Consider the following 21,512-nt stretch of genomic DNA (forward strand, 5'->3'; position numbering starts at 1 on the left):
GTAATCAAAGTTGATATCATTTTTTCTTCCCATAGAAAATCCTCCTAAAATTTATATAGTATATTATTCCAAATCTACCAACTAATCATACAAAAAAAGAGTAGATAGATTTGTTTTTTACACAAATCTATCTACTCTCCCATTATAAATTTTGATACAATCTCTTCTTTTATTAATGTGATTATAAATTATAATTTTATTAAAAGTAATATTATTAGATGAAATTTTAGCCACCTAATGTTATATCTTGGGTTGCGTACCATTCTAATGCATCATAAACATGCTGAGGTTTAAAATCGGGCCAATAATCATTAACTACATAAAAATCTGAGTAAACAGATTGTATTGGTAAAAAACCACTTAATCTTCTTCTTCCCCCCCAACGTATTATTAAATCTATTCTAGATATATCTTTTGATTGTAAAGCTAAATCTAAATTTTTTCTTTTATTATTTGTTTTTCTTGATAAATTTAAATCCCATTCCCATCCGTAGTTTACTAAGAAATTTACTTTTATTCCACCTTTACCAAATGTTTTTCTTTTAGTAAAGGGTAATAATTCTGGGGGAAAGCATGGTGACTCTGTATTCCCAATAACTAATAACTCGGCATCTTCATGAGAAAGTAATTTTACAGCATCTATACAAGCTTGTGTAAATGCTTCTTTTTGATTAGCTGGTCTTTTAGTATTATCTGTTGTAAAGCCGTAATAGGTAATTTCTTTAATACCTAATTTTTGACAAAGTTTAAATAATAATAAACCAGGATTTATTCCTAAGTTATAACCTTTTTCTTTAGTTAGGCCGTTATTTTCAGCCCAGCGCCTATTTCCATCTGGAATTATTCCAATATGATTAGGAAGTCTCATTTGATTCACTCCTTAATTTATAAAGTTAGTAAAACAGATAAATAATACAATTTATTTATAGTATTACTAATTTTCTTTTTATTAATACTTTAAATAGAAAATAATATATTGTTTTCTTAATATAACAATTTAATCAAATATTAAAAGTAGATTGGGGAATAATAAAATTATTTTAAAAAAATACAATAATAGGAAAATAAATATGAAAAGTCGAAATTAATCGAATATAAAATTTATTAATTTAAATAATATTCGTTATATGTAACGAATAATTATAAAAAATAAACAAAGAATGTTGACAGGAAGAAAAAGGATTGGTAAAATTTAATTAATACGAAAAATATATATAAAAAATACAAAAATGTTCGTGTTTTATTGGTGGAGTTATGGAGGTAGATTATGTTAGGGTTTAAATGCATTTTTGTTGAAAAAAAGGAAGGTTTCAATGTTGAGGCTAAAAGTCTTATGGAAGACTTTAAAAGCAATCTTAGAATAAATAATCTTAAAGAAGTAAGAGTTATAAATAAATATATATTAGGTGAAATAGCAGAAGATTACTATAAGAACTCGTTATATACAATATTTGCTGAAAAGACAGTAGATAATTTATATGAGGGAACTCTTCCAGTTGATGAAGATGAGATTGCATTTGCAGTTGAGTTTTTACCTGGTCAGTATGATCAAAGAGCTGATTCAGCTTCTGAATGTATAGGGTTATTAGGAGCTGAAGAACGAGTAGAAGTTAAATCAGCCAAGGTAATAGTTTTAAAAGGTGATTTAAGCAAAGAAGATATAGAAAAAATTAAAGGATATTATATAAATCCAGTAGATTCTAGAGAAATAGAAATAGATAATATTGAACTTTCTTCAAAACTATCAGAACCTAACGATGTAGAAGTGCTTCATGATTTTGTTGGTAAAGATAGAAGGCAAATAGAAGAATTCCATAAAGAATTGGGACTTGCAATGAGTGTGGATGATTTATTAATGATAAAAGATTATTTTAAAGATGAAGATAGAATACCAACTATTACTGAAATAAAGGTAATAGATACTTATTGGTCAGATCACTGTAGACATACAACATTCAGTACTGCAATTGAAGATGTAACTTTTGAAATAGGGCAATTAAATAATGCATCACAAAAATCATATGAAGCATACTTACAATCAAGAGACTTCGTTTATGGAGAAACTAATAGAGACGAAACATTAATGGACATAGCAGTTATTACTATGAAAGAAATGAGAAAAAGAGGAATGTTAGATGATTTAGATATTTCTGAAGAAATAAATGCTTGTTCAATAAAAGTTAACATAGAAACAGATAAGGGCAATGAAGAATACTTAGTGATGTTTAAAAATGAAACACACAATCACCCTACTGAAATTGAACCTTTCGGTGGAGCAGCAACTTGTTTAGGAGGAGCTATAAGAGATCCACTTTCAGGTAGAACATATGTATATCAAGCAATGAGAGTTACTGGTGCAGCAGATCCAACAGTACCTGTTGAAGATACAGTTAAAGGGAAATTGCCACAAAGAACTATTACATTAGGAGCAGCACATGGATATAGTTCATATGGAAATCAAATAGGTTTAGCAACTGGACAAGTTTCAGAAGTTTATCATCCAAATTATGTAGCAAAAAGAATGGAAGTTGGTGCAGTTATAGCAGCAGCACCAAAGGAAAATGTAGTAAGAGAAGAGCCAAAAGCCGGTGATATAGTAATCCTTCTTGGAGGAAGAACTGGTAGAGATGGTGTTGGCGGAGCTACAGGTTCATCAAAGGAACATACTGAAGATTCAATAAATCAATGTGGAGCTGAAGTTCAAAAGGGAAATGCGCCAACAGAAAGAAAAATACAAAGATTATTTAGAAACTCTGAAGTTGCTAAGATGATTAAAAGATGTAATGACTTTGGAGCTGGTGGAGTTTCAGTTGCAATTGGAGAATTAACTAGAGGATTAGATATTAATTTAGATAAGGTTCCTAAAAAGTATGAAGGCTTAGATGGAACTGAAATTGCAATTTCTGAATCACAAGAAAGAATGGCAGTAGTAGTTAATAAAGAAAATGTAGATAGATTTATAGAACTATCTAAACTAGAAAATTTAGAAGCTGTTGTTGTTGCAGAAGTTACTAATACAGAAAGACTAAGAATGTATTGGAGAGGTAAGGAAATAGTTAACTTGAAGAGAAGCTTCTTAGATACAAATGGAGCAAGACAAGTAACTAATGTAGAAGTTAAATTACCAGGTGAATATCCTTTAGCTGTTGGAGAAGTAAATGTTAAAGAAGAGTGGATAAGTAACTTAAAGAAATTAAATGTGGCATCACAAAAAGGATTAGTTGAAAGATTTGACTCAACAATAGGTGGAGGAACAGTTCTTATGCCCTATGGTGGTAAAGACTCAGCAACAGAACAAGAAGCAATGGTTGCTAAAATTCCTGTATTAGATGGAGTAAGTAAAGAAGCAACAATAATGAGTTATGGATTTAATCCAGACTTAGGAGTTTGGAGTCCATACCATATGGCATATTATTCAATAATTGAAGCAGTAACAAAACTTGCAGCTGTTGGCGGAGATTACAGGAAAGCAAGATTAACTCTTCAAGAATATTTTGAAAAACTAGGTAAGAATCCAGAAAGATGGGGTAAACCATTTGCTGCATTACTAGGAGCATACCAAGCCCAAATAGATTTAGGTATAGCAGCAATTGGTGGTAAAGACTCAATGTCTGGAAGCTTTGGCAGTTTAGATGTTCCTCCAACATTAGTGGCTTTTGCAGTTGGAGTTGAAAAAGCAAAAAATATAATTTCAGCAGAGCTTAAGGAAGTAGGTTCAAAGCTAGTATTTTTAATGGCTGAAAGAAATGAAGATTATACATTAAAGGTAGAGCAATATAAAAAGAATTTAGAGAAGTTACATGAGCTTATTTTAGAAGGAAAAGTAATATCAGCATCATCAGTTAAGTTTGGTGGAGTTGCAGAGACACTTTCTAAGATGGCTTTCGGAAATAAAATTGGGGTTAAATTCTATAATCTAACTAAGGAAGAGCTTTTTGGTTTAAACTATGGAAGTTTAGTTTTAGAAGTAAAGCAGGATGTAAATGTAGATGTAGAGTTTGAAGGATGCGCTTACAAGGCAATAGGATGCACAGTTAAAGATGAAGTAATAGTTTCAGAAGAGTATGATTTAGATTTAAACCTAAATGATTTAGAAGAAGCTTATGAAGAAAAGTTATCAAAAGTATTTAAGATTGAAACTACTGATAAAAATGAAACTGTAAAAGAAGTTTTATATAATGAATCAAATATTAAATCACCTATTATAAAGGTTGCTAAACCTAAAGTAATAATTCCAGTATTCCCAGGAACAAACTGTGAATATGATTGTGAAAGAGTATTTAGAAATGCTGGGGCTGAAATAGAAACTTTAGTATTTAGAAATTACTCTAATGATGCTTTTGTAGAATCAATTGAAAACCTAGAAAAGCAAATTAGAGAAAGTCAAATAATAATGTTGCCAGGTGGATTCTCTGCAGGAGATGAACCAGATGGATCAGGTAAATTTATTTCAACAGTATTTAGAAATGAAAGAATTAAAGATGCTGTTATGGATTTATTAAAGAATAGAGATGGATTAATGTTAGGTATTTGTAATGGCTTCCAGGCATTAATTAAATTAGGATTAGTTCCTTATGGTGAAATAGTTGATATTGAAGAAGAGATGGCTACATTAACTTATAACGAAATTAATAGACATATGAGTTCAATAATTAAAACTAAGATTGTTTCTAAAAAATCACCATGGTTTAGTGGAGTTGAACTAGGAGATATACACAATGTAGCAATTTCACATGGAGAAGGAAGATTTGTTGCTCCAGAAAAGCTATTAAAACAATTAATAGAAAATGGACAAGTAGCAACTCAATACGTTGATAATAAAGGAAATATAGCATTAGATATGCCATTTAATCCAAATGGATCAATGCTAGGAATAGAAGGTATAACAAGTCCAGATGGTAGAGTTCTTGGTAAAATGGGACACTCTGAAAGAATTGGAGATAACCTTTATAAGAATGTACCAGGAAACTTTGATCAAAAGATTTTCGAATCAGGAGTAAAATACTTTAAATAGTGACAAGTTTCAAGTGAACAGTGGCAAGTTAAAGAATAAATTAAGTGAGTGCTGAATTTAGAAAATATATATTTTATGAAATACCTTAAGGTGTTTTGACATTAATTTATCACTCTCCACTCGTCACTTGCAACTAAAGAAAGGGTGGTTTTAAAATGAAAGTAGCAATATTTTTTGGATCTAAGTCAGATACAGAAATAATGAGAGGGGCAGCTAATTGCTTAAGGGAATTTGGGGTTGAGTATAAAGCATTTGTTTTATCTGCTCATAGAGTTCCAGAAAAGTTAGAAGAAACTTTAAGAGAATGTGAAGCACAAGGATGTGAAGTTGTAATTGCAGGTGCAGGGCTTGCAGCACACTTACCAGGGGTAATAGCTTCTCAAACAACAATGCCAGTTATAGGAGTTCCATGTAAAGGAGCAATTGAAGGATTAGATGCATTATTTTCAATAGTTCAAATGCCAAAATCTATTCCAGTTGCAACAGTTGGAATAAATAATGCTTATAATGCTGGAATGCTTGCAGTGCAAATGCTTTCAGTAAATGATAAAGAATTAAAAGCTAAATTAGTTGAATATAGAAAAAATATGAAAGAAAAATTTATAGCTGAAAATGGTGAAGGAGTGGATTTATAATGGAAAAATTAGAAATGATGTACGAAGGTAAAGCAAAGAAAATATATGCTACAGATAAGGCTGATGAAGTAATAGTTTATTACAAAGATGATGCAACTGCTTTTAATGGAGAAAAGAAAGGGCAAATCGAGGATAAAGGTGTTTTAAACAATGCAATTACGTCAATGTTATTTGAAATGTTAAACAATAAAGGCGTTCCAACACACTTTATTGAAAAATTAAATGATAGAGAACAATTATGTAAAAAGGTTGAAATAGTACCTCTAGAAGTAATAGTAAGAAATGTTGCAGCAGGTTCTATGGCTAAGAGATTAGGATTAGAAGAAGGAACTGAACTTAAAACTACAGTATTTGAATTATCATACAAGGATGATTCTCTAGGAGATCCATTAATAAATGATTACCATGCAGTTGGTATTGGAGCTACAACTTTTGAAGAATTAGAAAAGATTTATGCTTTAACAGCAAAAATTAACGATATTTTAAAGGAGATGTTCTTAAAATCTAACATTAGATTAATAGACTTTAAGTTAGAGTTCGGTAGATTTAACGGAGATATAGTTTTAGCAGATGAAATTTCACCAGATACATGTAGATTCTGGGATGAAACAACAGGAGAAAAGTTAGACAAGGATAGATTCAGAAGAGATCTTGGTAATGTTAAAGATGCTTATGTTGAAATATTAAAGAGAATTAAAGAATAGTTAGAAGTTAAGAGTTTTATCCTAGACTGCTAACTCAAAACTAATTTGGTGGGGGTTATAAAGTATGAATCCAAAGTTAGACAATATAATAATGGATCCAAGTAATGATAAATTTAAAGATGAATGTGGAGTATTTGGTGTTTATTCTAATAGAGAAATAGATGTAGCATCTATAACTTACTATGGTTTATATGCACTTCAACATAGAGGACAAGAAAGTGCAGGTATAGCTGTTGCTAATGGTGAAGAGATAAATATAAAAAAAGGAATGGGGCTTATTACAGAAGCATTTTCTCAAGAAGATATAAATTCTTTAAAAGGTTTTACAGCAATTGGACATGTTAGATATTCAACAAGTGGAGATACTAGAATTGAAAATGCACAGCCATTACTAAGTAAAACAAAGTTAGGGCCAATAGCTATGGCACACAATGGAACTTTAGTTAATGCAGATGTTATTAGAGAGTTATTAGAGGATGGAGGACATGTATTTCATACATCAATAGATTCAGAAGTAATTGCTAATTTAATTGCAAGAGGTGCTAAAAAGGGTGTTGAAAAAGCAGTGTTAGATGCTATTCAAGCTGTTAGAGGATCATTTGCAATGGTTATTTTAACTGAAAATAAACTTATAGGTGTAAGGGACCCACATGGAATTAGACCTCTTTGCTTAGGAAAAATTGAAGAAGGGTATATTTTAACTTCTGAAAGTTGTGCTTTAGATGCAATCGGTGCAGAATTAGTTAGAGATATTGAACCAGGTGAAATTATAGTAATTGATGAAAGTAGAATAAATTCATATAGATATTCTGAAAATACTCAATGCCAAACTTGTGCTTTTGAATATATATATTTTGCTAGACCTGATTCTATTATAGATGGATTAGATGTTCATGAATCAAGAGTAAGAGCTGGAGAACAATTATATAAAGAATTCCCAATAGAAGCAGATGTAGTTGTTGCTGTTCCAGACTCAGGTATACCAGCAGCAATAGGATATGCTAAAGCATCAGGAGTTCCTTATGATACTGGATTTGTAAAAAATAGATACGTAGGAAGAACATTTATTACACCTTCTCAAGAAGTAAGGGAAAGAGCTGTAGCAGTTAAGTTAAATCCTCTAAAGGTAAACATTAAGGATAAGAGAGTTATTCTTATAGATGATTCTATAGTAAGGGGAACTACTTCAAAGCACTTAGTAGAGTCATTAAGAAGAGCAGGAGCTAAGGAAGTCCATTTCTTAGTAGCATCACCAGTAGTTCAGTATCCATGTTATTTTGGAATTGATACTCCTTATAGAAAAGATCTTATAGGAGCGAACCATTCTATAGAAGAAATGAGAGAAATAATAGGTTGTGATACTTTAGGATATTTATCTATGGATGGTATGTACAAATGCTTTAATGCAGATCAAGGTTATTGTGTAGGATGTTTTAATGGAGTATATCCAGTTGCAACACCAATAGAAACGGAAAGGTAGGTAATTTAAATGATAACTTATAAAGATGCTGGAGTTAATATAGAAGAAGGTTATAAGTCAGTAAAGCTTATAAAGGAATATGCACAAAGAACAATGAGTGAATATGTTTTAAATGGTCTTGGAAGCTTTGCTGGAATGGTTGAATTACCAGAAGGATATAAGAAGCCGGTTTTAGTTTCTGGTACAGATGGTGTTGGAACTAAGCTTGAATTAGCATTTAAAACTAAGAAATATGATACAGTTGGTATTGACTGTGTAGCTATGTGTGTAAATGATATTTTATGTCATGGAGCAAAGCCATTATTTTTCTTAGATTATATAGCTTGTGGAAAGCTTGAAGCAGAAGTTGCTGCTGATTTAGTTAAAGGTGTTTCTGATGGTTGTGTTATGTCAGGTTGTGCTTTAGTTGGTGGAGAAACAGCTGAGATGCCAGGCTTCTATAAAGAGGGAGAATATGATATTGCAGGATTTGCAGTAGGTATTGTAGATAAAGATAAAATAATAAACGGAAAAAATATTAAACCAGGAGATAAGTTAATTGGTATTGCTTCTTCAGGGGTACATTCAAATGGATTTTCTTTAGTTAGAAAATTATATACAGATTTAAATGAAGAGTTTAATGGAGAAGAGGTTTGGAAGACATTAATTACTCCAACTAAGATATATGTTAAACCAATATTAAGTTTAATTGAAAAGTTTGATATTAAAGGTATGTCTCATATAACTGGTGGAGGATTTATTGAAAATGTTCCAAGAATGTTTAATGGTTCAGAATTAACTGCAGAAATAAACAAAGATAGTTATCCATCACCAGCAATATTTGAAGATATGATTAATAAAGGTGTAAATAGAGATCATATGTATAATACATTCAATATGGGGATTGGTTTTGTATTATGTGTTGATGAAAAAGATGTTGATGCTGTTATTAAAGAGCTTATTGAATTAGGTGAAAAGGCTTATGAAATTGGTGTTGTAACAGCTGGAGGTGAAGGAGTTTGCTTAAAGTAGCAGTACTTGTATCTGGTGGAGGGTCAAACCTCCAATCAATCTTAGATTATGGACAAGAGACTTTTAAAGTTGAAATGGTTATTGGAAGTAAAGAAGGTATTTATGGTTTAGAAAGAGCTAAAAATGCTGGAGTTCCTACATATGTTGTTTCAAGAAAAGAGTATGGAAATGAAACTTCTAATAAGATATTAGAATTAACTAGGGGCAAAGTTGATTTAATAGTTTTAGCTGGTTATCTTTCAATATTAGATGGGGAAATATTAAAAGAGTTTAAAGATAGAATAATAAATATTCATCCTTCACTTATACCAAGTTTTTGTGGAGATAAAATGTATGGAATGCATGTACATAATGCAGTAAGAGCTTCAGGGGTTAGGTTTACTGGATGTACAGTTCACTTTGTAAATGAAGAAGTAGATGGTGGGGCAATAATACTTCAAGAAGTAGTTCCAGTATATTTTGAAGATACTGCAGAAGATATTCAAAAGAGAGTATTAGTAGAAGAGCATAAGTTATTATCTAAAGCAATTGATTTAATAAGTAGGGGTAAAATTGATATTATAGACGGCAGAGTAAATATTTTAAAATAGGGAGGATTTTTACATGATTAAAAGAGCATTAATTAGTGTATTTGATAAGACTGGAATTTTAGATTTTTCAAAATTTTTAGCAGAAAATGGTGTTGAGGTTATTTCAACTGGAGGTACTTATAAGCACTTAAAAGAAAATGGAGTTGCAGTAACAGAAGTTAATGAAGTTACTAATTTTCCAGAAATGCTAGATGGAAGAGTTAAAACTCTTCATCCAATTATTCATGCAGGAATACTTGCTATAAGAGATAATGAAGAACATATGAATACTATAAAAGAAAGAAATATTGAAACTATAGATATGGTTATAGTTAATTTATATCCTTTCTTTGAAAAAGTAAGAGAAGATCTAAGCTTTGAAGAAAAAGTTGAATTTATAGATATTGGTGGGCCAACAATGCTTAGAGCAGCAGCTAAGAACTTCCAAGATGTTGTTGTTATAAGTGAAGCTTCTGATTACCAAGCTGTAATGGATGAAATTAAAGAAACTGGAGATGTTAGCTATAAGCTGAGAAAGAAATTAGCTGGTAAGGTATTTAATTTAATGAGTGCTTATGATGCAGCAATTTCTAACTTTATGTTAGGTGATGAAGAAGAATATCCAGAATATCTTTCAATTTCATACAAGAAGAAGCAAAGCTTAAGATATGGTGAAAATCCACATCAAAGTGCTGCATACTATGTTTCAAATGAATTTGACGGTGGTATGAATGATTTTGAAATATTAAATGGTAAAGAGCTTTCTTATAACAATATTAAGGACTTAGATATAGCATGGAAAGTTGCTAATGAATTTGAAGAAACAGCTTGCTGTGCATTAAAACATAATACTCCATGTGGTGTTGCAATAGGTGAGACTGCTGTAGAAGCTTACACTAAAGCACACGATGTAGATCCAACTTCAATATTTGGTGGAATAGTTGCTATTAATAAGAAGATTGATAAAGCTACTGCTGAAGAAATGGTTAAAATATTCTTAGAAGTAGTTGCAGCTCCAGATTTTGATGAAGAGGCTTTAGAAGTTTTAAGAACTAAGAAGAACTTAAGAGTTATTAAGTGTAACGTTAAGCCATGTGATAAGAAATTCATGGTAACTGTTGATGGAGGAGTTTTAGTTCAAGAAGAAGATACTAAGCTTTTAGATGAATTAAAGGTTGTTACAGAAAAGGCTCCAACTGAAGCTGAAATGAGAGATTTAGTATTTGGTATGAAGGTAGTTAAATATGTTAAATCAAATGCTATAGTTACAGTTAAAGATGGTGTTGCTGTAGGAATTGGTGGTGGACAAGTTAATAGAATTTGGCCAACAATGGATGCTTTAAGAAGAGGAGAAGGAGCTACTATACTAGCTTCAGATGCATTCTTCCCATTTAGAGATATAGTTGATGAATGTTCTAAATATGGAATTAAAGCAATAATTCAACCTGGTGGTTCAATGAGAGACCAAGAATCAATTGATGCTTGTAATGAACATGGAATTGCTATGGTATTCACAGGAGTTCGTCACTTTAAACACTAGTAGTTACCTCGGAGGTCAATGAAAAATATGGAAGCACCTCCGGGGTCAATACATTATTTGGAAGTATTTTGTTATTATAAGAGAGGTTTTTTAATATTATGAAAATATTATTAGTTGGTTCTGGTGGAAGAGAGCATGCTATTGCTTGGAAATTAGCTAAGAGTGAAAAGGTTAGTAAGATATTTGTAGCACCTGGTAATGGTGGAACTGCAATTGAAAATAAATGTGAAAATGTTAATATCACTGATATAGATGAATTAGTAGTATTTGCAAAAGAAAATAATATAGGTTTAACTTTTGTTGGACCAGAAGATCCACTAACAAAAGGGATAACAGATAAGTTTAAGGCAGCAGGTCTTAGATGCTTTGGGCCAGATGCAGCTGGTGCCAAATTAGAAGGAAGTAAAGCTTTTTCTAAGGATTTTATGAATAAGTATGGAGTTAAAACTGCTCAATATGGAACTTTTACAAAATGTGAAGAAGCTAAAGCTTATTTAGAAAACTGTGAATATCCAATAGTTATTAAAGCTGATGGATTAGCTGCTGGTAAAGGTGTTGTAATTGCAGCAACTAAAGAAGAAGCTATGAAAACAGTTGATGATTTTATGATTTCTGATATCTTCAAGGGAGCAGGACAAAAGGTTGTTATTGAAGAATTCCTTGAAGGTGTAGAAGCTTCAATTCTTTCAATTACTGATGGTAAGACTTTAATACCATTTATATCAGGAAAAGATCATAAGCAAATATTTGATGGAGATAAAGGACCAAATACTGGAGGTATGGGAGTTTTAGCACCAAATCCATTTGTCACTGAAGAATTAATGAAAGATTTTGAAGAAAATATAGTGGCTAATACTTTAAGGGGAATTCAAGAAGAAGGCTTTGATTTTAAGGGAATTATATTCTTTGGTCTTATGATAACTAAAAAAGGTACTTATTTATTAGAATATAATGTAAGAATGGGTGATCCTGAAACTCAATCTGTTTTAACTTTAATGGAAAGCGATTTAGTTGATTTAGTTGAAGCAGCTTTAGATAGTAGATTGCATGAAGTTGAAGTTAAGTGGTATGATGGAGCTTGTGTTAATGTAGTTTTAGCTTCTAAAGGATATCCAGGAACTTTTGAAAAGGGATTTGAAATAACTATTGATGAAAGTATTAAGGATAAGGTGTTCTTAGCTGGAGCTCAATTGGTTGATGGAGTTTTAAAAACTAGTGGAGGAAGAGTGTTATCTGTTGTTGGCAGAGGTAGAACTGTTGAGGAAGCTAGGGAAGAAGCTTATAAGTTAACTGAAATGGTTAATTTTGAAGGGAAGTATTTTAGAAGAGATATATAAGAATATTATGAAAGTAAAGAGATTATCTGGCAGAATTGCTGATGGTGTCTTTATAGATTTAGAATAATGTAAAATGAACCGTACCATAAATAAATGAGGTTTATAGCATTAACAATTAAAGTTAAATTTAATAAAATTATTTTTTAAAATGGTTAGTAGATAGATTTGTATAATAAAAAAATCTATCTACTTTTATATTTTAATTTGCGAATATTGTTATTATCTAATTAATGATACTGTTTTAATCAAGAACTTCTATATTTACTAGGAGACATTCCAATTAAATTATGAAAAGTCTTTGAAAATTTTAATTGATCTTGAAAACCTACGGAATTTGCAATTATATTAATTGAGTAATCAGTATTTTTTAATAGATTACAAGCTCTTTTAATTCTTAAGTTTGTTAAATATTTTTTTGGAGATATGTGAAATTCTTTTTTAAATAAAAAGCATAAATAATTTGGATGAAATCCATACATTTTAGCAATATTACCTATCCTTATATCTAGATCATAATTATTATCAATATAATTACGTATTTCTATAGCATAGTTATTGGTGTTTTCTGGTGTATATTTTATATTTTTAGAAGAGAGTAGATTAGCCATTACATGAAGTAAGGAAGCGTTGGTTTCTAAAAAAGCAGGTAATCCTTGCATTTGTAATGATAAAATCTTATTTATTTCTACCTCTATAAATTTAATATCAAAATCATCAATTACATATGTATTTTTTGATGATTCTAATATTAATTTAATATATAAATCAGAGTTTAATCCAGTAAAAGATATCCACATATACAACCAAGGTTTTTTTTCACTTGCTTTATAATACGATACTTGATTAGCAGGTATTACAAATGCTTGCCCTGATTTAACTTTTTTATGTATTCCATTAATATTTATAAAACCTTCACCTTTTAATATAAAATGTATCATATGATATTCTCTAGCTCTAGGACCATATCCATATCCATTAATACACTGTTCAATGCCACAACCATATAAAATTAAGTCAGAATTATTATTTGAATTATTATTTGTAAATGTATTTATGTATTGTTTAAGCATAATGATACCTCCTTAATTATAAAATGATAATATTTATTATAATAATACTAAATATTAGAAAATACCATATTAAAGTTAAAAAAAGTCATATTTTATAGGTTAATAGAATGCTATTATTTATATGAAGTAAACAATTACACTTGATGATTATTGTTAAGGAGGTTTTATATTTGAAAAATGACAAAAAAATAGATAAATATTCAATGATGTACCATTTAACTCCAAAGTTTGGATTATTAAATGATCCAAATGGACTTATTAATTATAAAGATGAATATTATGTGTTTTATCAATGGAATAAATTTGAAACAAATCATAGTTATAAATGTTGGGGATATTTTAAATCAAAAGATATGGTAAATTGGACTGATATGTCAGTAGCCTTATTACCAGATATGTATTTTGATAAAAATGGAGTCTATTCAGGAAGTGCGATAGAGCATGATGATAAAATAAATATATTTTATACTGGAAATGTAAAGAATGAGTTAGGTGAAAGAAAAAGTTATCAATGTAAAGCAGAAAGTTCTGATGGAAGAATATTTGAGAAAAAGGGAGTAATTTTTGAGACGCCACCAGGATATAGTGAACATTTTCGTGATCCTAAGGTATTTAAAGGAAAAAATAATTGGTGGATGGTAATAGGAGCTCAAACAGAAAAGCTTGAAGGTGCAGTAGTTTTATGTAAATCATATGATCTTAATAAATGGGAGTATTGTAAAACAATATTAAAAAATGATGATTTAGATAATATGTGCGAATGTCCAGATATTTTAAGGTTTGATGAAGGGGATATCTTGTTATGTTCACCTCAAAAAAGATTCGAAAATAAAGTTATTGGAAAGTGTGGATATTTTAAGGGCCATTTTTTAGAGGATAAAGAAGAGTTTAAAAGTAATGATTGTTTTCATAAGATAGATTATGGATTCAATTTTCACTCTCCACAAACGTTTACTGATAAAAATGGTAGGGTTATAGTTTATGGGTGGATGGCTGGAATGACCGAAGAAGAAGAAGAAGCTTTACCAACTAGAAAATTTGGATATGTACATTCTTTAAGTATTCCAAGGGTATTAACATATAAAAATAATACTCTATATCAAAGTCCAGTAGAAGAGTTAAAAAAACTTAGAGGAAATGAAGAAATATGGAATAATAATGAATCAAATGTATTTTCAAATTTTCAATTAGAGTTTTTATTTGATTTCCCAGAAGTTATGAAAGAAGATTTCACCTTTAAAATGAGAGGGAATATTATTGAAGTTAAATATGATGTAGTTTTAAATTTAATATCTATAAAAAGATATAATTGGAGTACTCACAAAATACAAGAAAGTATTATTAATCTAGAAGAAAATTTAAAAAATATGCAACTTTTTTTAGAGGAATCTAGCTTTGAATTATTTATAAATGATGGGAAATATGTTTGCACACTTCGTTATTTTTGTGATACTGATTATAACGATATTAATATTAAATGTGATGATAATGTAAGAATAAAATTTTATCAGTTAAAATTATAGAGGGGGTACTCATAAATGGATAATAAGAGTATTGTAGAAGAAATTTTAAAAAATATTGGTGGAAAAGAAAATGTTAAATCAGTTGCACATTGTGCCACTAGATTAAGAATTATAGTGTTTGATAAAGATAAATTAAATAAAGATGCTGTTGAAAATATTGATAAAGTAAAAGGTAGTTTTTTTAACTCAGGACAATATCAAATTATTTTTGGGACAGGCCTTGTAGATAAGGTTTATGATGAATTTATTAAAGTTGTAGGTGAAGAAAATAAGATATCACTTAATGAAGCAAAAATGAGCGGAAATAAGTTTCAAAGAGCAATAAGAGTTTTTGGAGATATATTTGTACCAATAATACCTGTCTTAGTTGCTACAGGATTATTTATGGGATTACGTGGATTAATTATGCAAGATAAAGTTTTAGCCATTTTTGGATTAACAAATACAAGTATCCCTTCTTCTTTTATAACTTTTACTCAGATTTTAACAGATACAGCATTTACATTCCTTCCAGCATTAGTATGTTGGTCAACTTTTAAAACTTTTGGTGGAAATCCAGTTATAGGTATAGTTATAGGGCTAATGTTAGTTAGTAATAATTTACCTAATGCTTATGATGTTGCCTCAGGTTCAGCAGAACCATTAAAATACTTTGGATTTATTAATGTTGTAGGATATCAAGGATCAGTTCTTCCAGCTTTTATTACTGGTATTGTGGGAGCTAATTTTGAAAAATTCTTAAAAAAGTACATACCAGATTCACTTAATTTAATATTTGTACCGTTTTTAACTCTTTTAGTTAGTATAACACTTGCTTTATTTATAATAGGACCAACTTTTCATTATGTAGAAAGTTATATTCTAATAGTAGTTGAAACAATTCTAACATTACCTTTAGGAATTGGTGGATTTTTATATGGATGCTTCGGACAACTATTGGGTATATTTGGAATACACCATATACTTAACTTATTAGAAATAAATATGTTAGCTATTGATGGATGGAATTTATTAAATCCTATTGGAAGTTGTGGAAATATAGCTCAAGCAGGAGCTGTTTTAGCTGTAGCCATGAAATATAAAGATGTAAAGATGAAGCAGATAGCATATCCATCATTTATATCAGCACTATTAGGGATTACAGAACCAGCAGTATTTGGTGTAACATTAAGATTAGTAAAACCGTTTATAATGTCAATGATAGCAGGTGGTATTGGTGGGTGCCTAGCTTCTATTTTAGGATTAAAAGCTAATGGAATGTCTTTAACAGGAATTCCTGGTATGTTATTATACTTAAACAATCAGTTGCCATTATATATATTGGTTGGAGTAATCACATTTGCAATAGCTTTTGGATTAACATATATGTTAGGGATTGATGAGCCAAAAAAATAAAAATAAAATTGAAAGCCTTACATTCTTATTATTAAGAGTATAAGGCTTTTAGAATAGAAGGAGAAATTAGGTATGCCAATTATATTTCATAACGAATCAAATACGTTTCATATTTATAATAATCAAATAAGTTATATATTTAAAGTTTTAAGAAATGGACACTTAGGAAATATCTATTATGGAAAAAAGATAAAGGATAGAATAAGCTTCGATCATTTATTAGATTTTTATCCTAGAATGATGAATGTATGGCAATATGATGGAGATAAAACTTTTAGCTTAGAACATATTAGACAAGAATATCCATCATATGGGACAGGTGATATGAGGTCACCAGCCATAGAAATATTACAAGAGAATGGAAGTAGAATCTCAGACTTTAAATATTTGAATCATAAAATAACTAAAGGAAAGCCTAAGTTACAAGGACTTCCTGCAACTTATGTAGAGAATGATGATGAGGCAACTACATTAGAGATTATGTTATATGATGATATTATTGATTGCAAATTAAATTTAATTTATACAATATATGAAGATTATCCTGTAATAACTAGAAGTGCTAATTTACAAAATGGCTTTAAAAATAAAATTTATATAAATAAAATTATGAGCATGAATATAGATATGCCGGATAGTAATTATGAGATGTGTGAATTGACAGGAGCTTGGGCTAGAGAAAGGTATATTAAATTTAGAAGCTTAGAGCATGGAGTTTCTTCTATTTATAGTTTGCGTGGACATAGCTCACATAATTATAATCCTTTTATTGCATTAAAGCGTAAAGAAACAACTGAATTTAATGGAGAAATAATTGGATTTTCATTAGTTTATTCAGGAAATTTCTTAGCACAAGTTGATGTTGATACTTATGATGTATCTAGAGTAATGTTAGGAATTAATCCACAAAATTTTAGCTGGAAATTAGATTTAAATGAAAGTTTTCAAACACCAGAGGTTGTTATTGTATATAGTGATAACGGTATTAATGGAATGAGTCAAGTTTATCATGATATATATAGATCAAGATTAGCAAGAGGGATGTGGAGAGATAAAATCAGACCTATTTTAATTAATAATTGGGAAGCGACTTATTTTGATTTTGATGAAGATAAACTATTACAAATAGCTAAAAAAGCAAAAGAAGTTGGAATTGAGTTATTTGTGCTAGATGATGGATGGTTTGGAAAAAGAAATAATAGTAAAAGTTCTCTTGGAGATTGGTATGATAACAAAGATAAACTTCCAAGTGGAATTATAGGATTAAGTAGAAAGATTAAAGATATAGGGCTAAAATTTGGATTATGGATTGAACCAGAGATGGTTAATATGGATAGTGAGTTTTATAGAAAAAATCCAGATTATATATTAAAAACGCCTAATAGACATACTTCACAAGGTAGAAATCAATATGTACTTGATTTTTCTAATCCTAAGGTTATTGATGAAATAGAAAAACAAATAGAAAAAATATTAAATGATTCAGAAGTATACTATATAAAATGGGATATGAATAGATCACTTAGTGAAGTTTATTCAAAAATTAGTGATTTTGATGAACAGGGAACTATCTATCATAAATACATATTAGGTGTTTATGAGCTTTATAATAGATTAACAAAAAAATTCCCTAATATTTTATTTGAATCTTGTGCAAGTGGAGGAGGAAGATTTGATCCAGGAATGTTATATTATGCTCCTCAGGGATGGGTAAGTGATAATACTGATGCGATCGAAAGAAGTAAAATACAATTTGGGACTAGTGTAGTTTATCCTTTAAGTTCTATGGGTACACATGTTTCTGATATTCCTAATCATCAGATGATGAGAGCAACCCCATTAAATACAAGAGCAAATGTAGCTTATTTTGGGACATTTGGATATGAATTAGATATTTTAAGTTTATCAAATGATGAAATAGAGCAGATAAAAGAACAAATAAAATTTATGAAAGAATATAGAGATTTAATTCAGTTTGGAGATTTTTATAGATTATTAAGTCCTTTTGAAGGAAACTATGTTTCTTGGATAGTAATATCAAAGGATAAAAAGATAGCAATAGTGTTCTACATGGCAATTTTAAATGAAATAAATTCATCTTATAAAAAGTTAAAAGTAAAAGGTCTAAATCCTGATTATTTATATAGAATAGATAAAAGTGAAACTTTTTCTTATGGTGATGAATTAATGACAATAGGATTAAATATAACGGATAATTTTTATACTGATTCTCAAGAAAAGGGTGGTGACTTTAAATCACGAATATATATATTAAAAGCAGAAAGTTAAAATATATATTCGGAAATAGAAGTATAAGAGCTAACCATATTAATGGTTGGCTTTTTTTAGTTTAGAGTAAAAGTGTATCAATCAACATAAACTTAAAGTTATATATTTCTAAAAATCTAGTTAACTATAAAATTAATAATTTTTAATTTTATTGTATATAAAATAATGGTATGATATAATAATAATTAACTTGTAATGATTATTGTTACAAGTTAATTATTATTATACAGGAGGAAAAAATTTTGAAAATAAATACACAATGTTCTCTAGCTATACACATTCTAATATCAATAGCAATGTTTTCAGATAAAGTTAAGGTAACAAGTAAAATAATTGCAAATAGTACAGGAACTAATCCTGTTATTATTCGTAATATATTTGGATCATTAAAAAAAGCAGGAATTATTAAGATTCGCCAAGGATGTTCAGGTGCAGAATTAGCGATGAATCCATCAGAAATTACTATTTTTGATGTATATAATGCAGTTGATCCAAAATCATTAGAAAACTTAATTGGAGTACATGAAAATCCATCTCCTGAATGTCCAGTTGGCTGTAAAATATATGATGTTTTAGAAGAGCCTTACAATGCTGTTCGTGAAGGAATAAAAGAGATTATGTCAAAATACACGTTGGAAGATTTAATAGCTAAGTATAAAAGTTAATTAAAATATTAATTATTTGGAGGTAAAAAATGAAAATAAATATTCCAGTACAACAAACTATAAAAAAACGTAATAGCGTAAGATCATATGAAGAAAAAAAACTTTCTATACAAGATAAAGAAAAACTTATGGCATATGCTGATAGTTTAACAAATCCATTTGGAGTAAAAGTAAATTTTCATATTATAGAAAAAGATTTAAATTCAAAAGGCGAAAAATTAGGAACTTATGGAGTTATTAAAGGAGCCACTACTTTCTTAGGAGTATCGGTAGAAAATATTGAACTAGGTCTTGAAGCGGCAGGATATGAGTTTGAAAACCTAATTTTATATGCAACTCATATGGGACTTGGGACAGTATGGTTAGCAGCAACTTTTAGTCGTGATAGCTTTATGTCTGCTATGGGTATTAAAGAAAATGAATTATTTCCAGCCATTTCTCCTGTAGGATATCCAGCTACTAAAAGAAGCTTAAGGGAATCAGTTATGCGTAAAACTATGAAATCAGATCAGAGAAAACCATGGAAGGATATTTTCTTTAAAGATGATTTTTCAACTCCTTTAACTGAGAAGGATGCTAATGAATATGCTATTTCATTAGAAATGCTTCGTTTAGCTCCTTCAGCTACTAATGCACAACCATGGAGAGTTGTAAAAAAAGAAGGAGTTTATCATTTTTATGAAACTCATAATGCTAATGCAAAACAAGAAGAAAAGCTTATAAAGAAAGTTGACCTAGGTATAGGTTTAAGTCATTTCCATCAAACAACATTAGAAAATGGATTAAATGGAAAATTTGAAAAATTAGCACAAGACAATATTTATATTACTGAAAATACAAATTATATAATATCTTGGATTCCGGATAATACTAATAAAGAATAAATTATATAATAAGAAATATAAAAAGATATGCCAGAATTAGAAAAAAATTAATATGTTGATTTAAGATAGAAAGGAAAAATATATTAAAGCTGTACAAATTAATAAATATTCAAAAGAAATAAATGTAAAAATTAATGATATTCCTGTTCCTAAAATTAATGATAATGAAGTTTTAGTAAGAGTCAAAGCAGCGGCTGTTAATCCATTAGAAATTTTAATTGTCACAGGAAGTGTAAAATTAATTCAAGACTATAATATGCCATTGACATTAGGAAATGAATTATCAGGAATAATAGAAGAAGTTGGAGGAAATGTTACTAAGTTTAAAAAAGGAGATAAAATATATTCTCGTCTTCCTATAAATAAAATAGGAGCATTTGCTGAATATGTAGCAGTTGATGCTGATGCAATTAGCCATATGCCTAAAAATCTTGATTTTAAAGAAGCAGTTGCTGTCCCATTAACAGGTTTAACTGCATATCAAGGATTACATGAAGAATTAGAAGCAAAGGCAGGGCAAACTGTATTTATTCCAGGTGGTTCTGGAAGCTTTGGACAAATGGCTATTCCTATAGCTAAATCGATGGGACTTAGTGTTATTGTTTCGGGTAATTCAAGATCACGTGAGCGAATGATGAAGTTGGGAGTTGACAATTATTTAGACTATACTAAAGATAATTATTGGGAGATTATCAAGGAAGTTGATTTTGTAATAGATACTCTTGGTCCTAAAGAGTTTAAAAGGGAATTGTCTATTTTAAAAAAAGGTGGTCGATTATTAAGTTTGCGTACAGGTCCAAACAAAAAGTTTGCTGAAAAAAATGGATTTCCATTTTGGAAGAGAAAACTATTTTCAATTGCGGGAGTAAAATATGATAATTTAGCCAAAAAAGAGGAAAAAGAATATCGTTTTATTTTTGTACGTGCTGACGGAGAGCAATTAAAAGAAATTACACGAATTGTTGAAGAAAATAATATTGTGCCTTCAATAGATTCACGTATATTTACTATTGAAGAAGCAAATGAAGCGTTAAAACTAGTTGCTAATGGAAAGACTAATGGTAAAGTAATTATTGAATTTTAAATAGGATATTTACACATAAAATTTTTTGTTTCTATATTTTAATATGATTTATTCTCTTAATGTATGTAGTAAAATTATATAAGTCTATAGGGCAAAGAAAAGATGAGCTAAATAAAAGAGCAAAAAGTCTTCAAGAGGAGAAGGAGTATCTATAAAGGGTACTCCTTCTTCTTGTATAAATGAATACTACCTGCTTTGCAGGTATGTTCAGAGTAGCTTAAGCGGTGAGTATATAAAAAAACTCCTTTTGTCAATAATTAAAAAAGGTTCGCAGCCCAATTTAATAGACAAAAGGAGGATCCATATAATGGA

General features: G+C 29.5%; 16 protein-coding genes. 14 read left to right on the top strand and 2 right to left on the bottom strand.

Features of this window, described 5'->3' with window-relative positions; all coding sequences use genetic code 11:
* Positions 1-226 precede the first annotated feature (226 nt).
* Complete coding sequence (locus Q0Y03_RS12205) at positions 227-868, bottom strand: undecaprenyl diphosphate synthase family protein (RefSeq protein ID WP_297714088.1); 642 nt, start codon at positions 866-868, stop codon at positions 227-229.
* Between the two features lie 399 nt (positions 869-1,267).
* Here Q0Y03_RS12205 and Q0Y03_RS12210 point away from each other — a divergent pair, with 399 nt between their 5' ends.
* From Q0Y03_RS12210 to purD, 8 genes are all read left to right on the top strand, one after another.
* Positions 1,268-5,014, top strand: coding sequence for a phosphoribosylformylglycinamidine synthase (locus Q0Y03_RS12210; RefSeq protein WP_297714089.1), 3,747 nt, complete (start codon positions 1,268-1,270; stop codon positions 5,012-5,014).
* Positions 5,015-5,169: 155 nt separating this feature from the next.
* Positions 5,170-5,649: a 5-(carboxyamino)imidazole ribonucleotide mutase gene (gene purE / locus Q0Y03_RS12215; protein WP_297714090.1), complete on the top strand. Its 480-nt coding sequence runs from the start codon at positions 5,170-5,172 to the stop codon at positions 5,647-5,649.
* On the top strand, positions 5,649-6,353 hold the full coding sequence (gene purC, locus Q0Y03_RS12220) for a phosphoribosylaminoimidazolesuccinocarboxamide synthase (protein ID WP_297714091.1): 705 nt from the start codon (positions 5,649-5,651) through the stop codon (positions 6,351-6,353). Before purE ends, purC begins: the two co-directional genes overlap by 1 nt.
* Positions 6,354-6,417: 64 nt before the next feature.
* Complete coding sequence (gene purF / locus Q0Y03_RS12225) at positions 6,418-7,833, top strand: amidophosphoribosyltransferase (RefSeq protein ID WP_297714092.1); 1,416 nt, start codon at positions 6,418-6,420, stop codon at positions 7,831-7,833.
* A 9-nt stretch (positions 7,834-7,842) separates the two neighbouring features.
* Positions 7,843-8,844 carry a phosphoribosylformylglycinamidine cyclo-ligase gene (gene purM, locus Q0Y03_RS12230; protein ID WP_297714093.1) on the top strand — a complete coding sequence of 334 codons (1,002 nt, stop codon included), beginning with the start codon at positions 7,843-7,845 and terminating at the stop codon, positions 8,842-8,844.
* Complete coding sequence (gene purN, locus Q0Y03_RS12235) at positions 8,832-9,434, top strand: phosphoribosylglycinamide formyltransferase (protein WP_297714094.1); 603 nt, start codon at positions 8,832-8,834, stop codon at positions 9,432-9,434. Before purM ends, purN begins: the two co-directional genes overlap by 13 nt.
* A 13-nt stretch (positions 9,435-9,447) precedes the next feature.
* On the top strand, positions 9,448-10,953 hold the full coding sequence (purH, locus tag Q0Y03_RS12240) for a bifunctional phosphoribosylaminoimidazolecarboxamide formyltransferase/IMP cyclohydrolase (protein WP_297714095.1): 1,506 nt from the start codon (positions 9,448-9,450) through the stop codon (positions 10,951-10,953).
* 98 nt (positions 10,954-11,051) lie between these two features.
* Positions 11,052-12,290, top strand: a complete 1,239-nt coding sequence (gene purD / locus Q0Y03_RS12245; RefSeq protein WP_297714096.1) for a phosphoribosylamine--glycine ligase — start codon at positions 11,052-11,054, stop codon at positions 12,288-12,290.
* A gap of 245 nt (positions 12,291-12,535) precedes the next feature.
* Here the strand turns inward: purD and Q0Y03_RS12250 are convergent, their stop codons facing one another.
* A complete protein-coding gene (locus Q0Y03_RS12250) occupies positions 12,536-13,360 on the bottom strand; it encodes an AraC family transcriptional regulator (RefSeq protein ID WP_297714097.1) in 825 nt (274 codons plus the stop codon).
* 170 nt (positions 13,361-13,530) lie between these two features.
* On the opposite strand from Q0Y03_RS12250, the gene Q0Y03_RS12255 reads away from it, so the two are divergent.
* From Q0Y03_RS12255 to Q0Y03_RS12280, 6 genes are all read left to right on the top strand, one after another.
* Entirely contained in the window at positions 13,531-14,883 is a 1,353-nt protein-coding gene (locus Q0Y03_RS12255) for a sucrose-6-phosphate hydrolase (protein ID WP_297714098.1), read from the top strand.
* A 15-nt stretch (positions 14,884-14,898) separates the two neighbouring features.
* Positions 14,899-16,278: a PTS transporter subunit EIIC gene (locus Q0Y03_RS12260; RefSeq protein ID WP_297714099.1), complete on the top strand. Its 1,380-nt coding sequence runs from the start codon at positions 14,899-14,901 to the stop codon at positions 16,276-16,278.
* Between the two features lie 72 nt (positions 16,279-16,350).
* A complete protein-coding gene (locus Q0Y03_RS12265) occupies positions 16,351-18,567 on the top strand; it encodes an alpha-galactosidase (RefSeq protein ID WP_297714100.1) in 2,217 nt (738 codons plus the stop codon).
* Positions 18,568-18,809: 242 nt separating this feature from the next.
* Positions 18,810-19,232 carry an Rrf2 family transcriptional regulator gene (locus Q0Y03_RS12270; RefSeq protein WP_297714101.1) on the top strand — a complete coding sequence of 141 codons (423 nt, stop codon included), beginning with the start codon at positions 18,810-18,812 and terminating at the stop codon, positions 19,230-19,232.
* Positions 19,233-19,261: 29 nt separating this feature from the next.
* Positions 19,262-20,116 carry a nitroreductase family protein gene (locus Q0Y03_RS12275; RefSeq protein WP_297714102.1) on the top strand — a complete coding sequence of 285 codons (855 nt, stop codon included), beginning with the start codon at positions 19,262-19,264 and terminating at the stop codon, positions 20,114-20,116.
* A gap of 139 nt (positions 20,117-20,255) precedes the next feature.
* Positions 20,256-21,200 (top strand): NADP-dependent oxidoreductase, encoded by a 945-nt coding sequence (locus tag Q0Y03_RS12280; RefSeq protein ID WP_297714103.1) that lies wholly within the window; start codon positions 20,256-20,258, stop codon positions 21,198-21,200.
* Positions 21,201-21,512 lie beyond the last annotated feature (312 nt).

Origin of the sequence: Clostridium sp. (assembly GCF_026168755.1) — a bacterium.
Taxonomy (GTDB): Bacteria; Bacillota; Clostridia; order Clostridiales; family Clostridiaceae; genus Clostridium.

Bases quoted from the DNA above. Each gene is read 5' to 3' on its own strand.
- Q0Y03_RS12205 (WP_297714088.1), bottom strand. From the start codon at position 868: ATGAGACTTCCTAATCATATTGGAATAATTCCAGATGGAAATAGGCGC.
- Q0Y03_RS12260 (WP_297714099.1), top strand. From the start codon at position 14,899: ATGGATAATAAGAGTATTGTAGAAGAAATTTTAAAAAATATTGGTGGA.
- purD (WP_297714096.1), top strand. From the start codon at position 11,052: ATGAAAATATTATTAGTTGGTTCTGGTGGAAGAGAGCATGCTATTGCT.
- purH (WP_297714095.1), top strand. From the start codon at position 9,448: ATGATTAAAAGAGCATTAATTAGTGTATTTGATAAGACTGGAATTTTA.
- Q0Y03_RS12210 (WP_297714089.1), top strand. From the start codon at position 1,268: ATGTTAGGGTTTAAATGCATTTTTGTTGAAAAAAAGGAAGGTTTCAAT.
- Q0Y03_RS12250 (WP_297714097.1), bottom strand. From the start codon at position 13,360: ATGCTTAAACAATACATAAATACATTTACAAATAATAATTCAAATAAT.
- purE (WP_297714090.1), top strand. From the start codon at position 5,170: ATGAAAGTAGCAATATTTTTTGGATCTAAGTCAGATACAGAAATAATG.
- Q0Y03_RS12275 (WP_297714102.1), top strand. From the start codon at position 19,262: ATGAAAATAAATATTCCAGTACAACAAACTATAAAAAAACGTAATAGC.
- purC (WP_297714091.1), top strand. From the start codon at position 5,649: ATGGAAAAATTAGAAATGATGTACGAAGGTAAAGCAAAGAAAATATAT.
- purF (WP_297714092.1), top strand. From the start codon at position 6,418: ATGAATCCAAAGTTAGACAATATAATAATGGATCCAAGTAATGATAAA.
- purM (WP_297714093.1), top strand. From the start codon at position 7,843: ATGATAACTTATAAAGATGCTGGAGTTAATATAGAAGAAGGTTATAAG.
- Q0Y03_RS12265 (WP_297714100.1), top strand. From the start codon at position 16,351: ATGCCAATTATATTTCATAACGAATCAAATACGTTTCATATTTATAAT.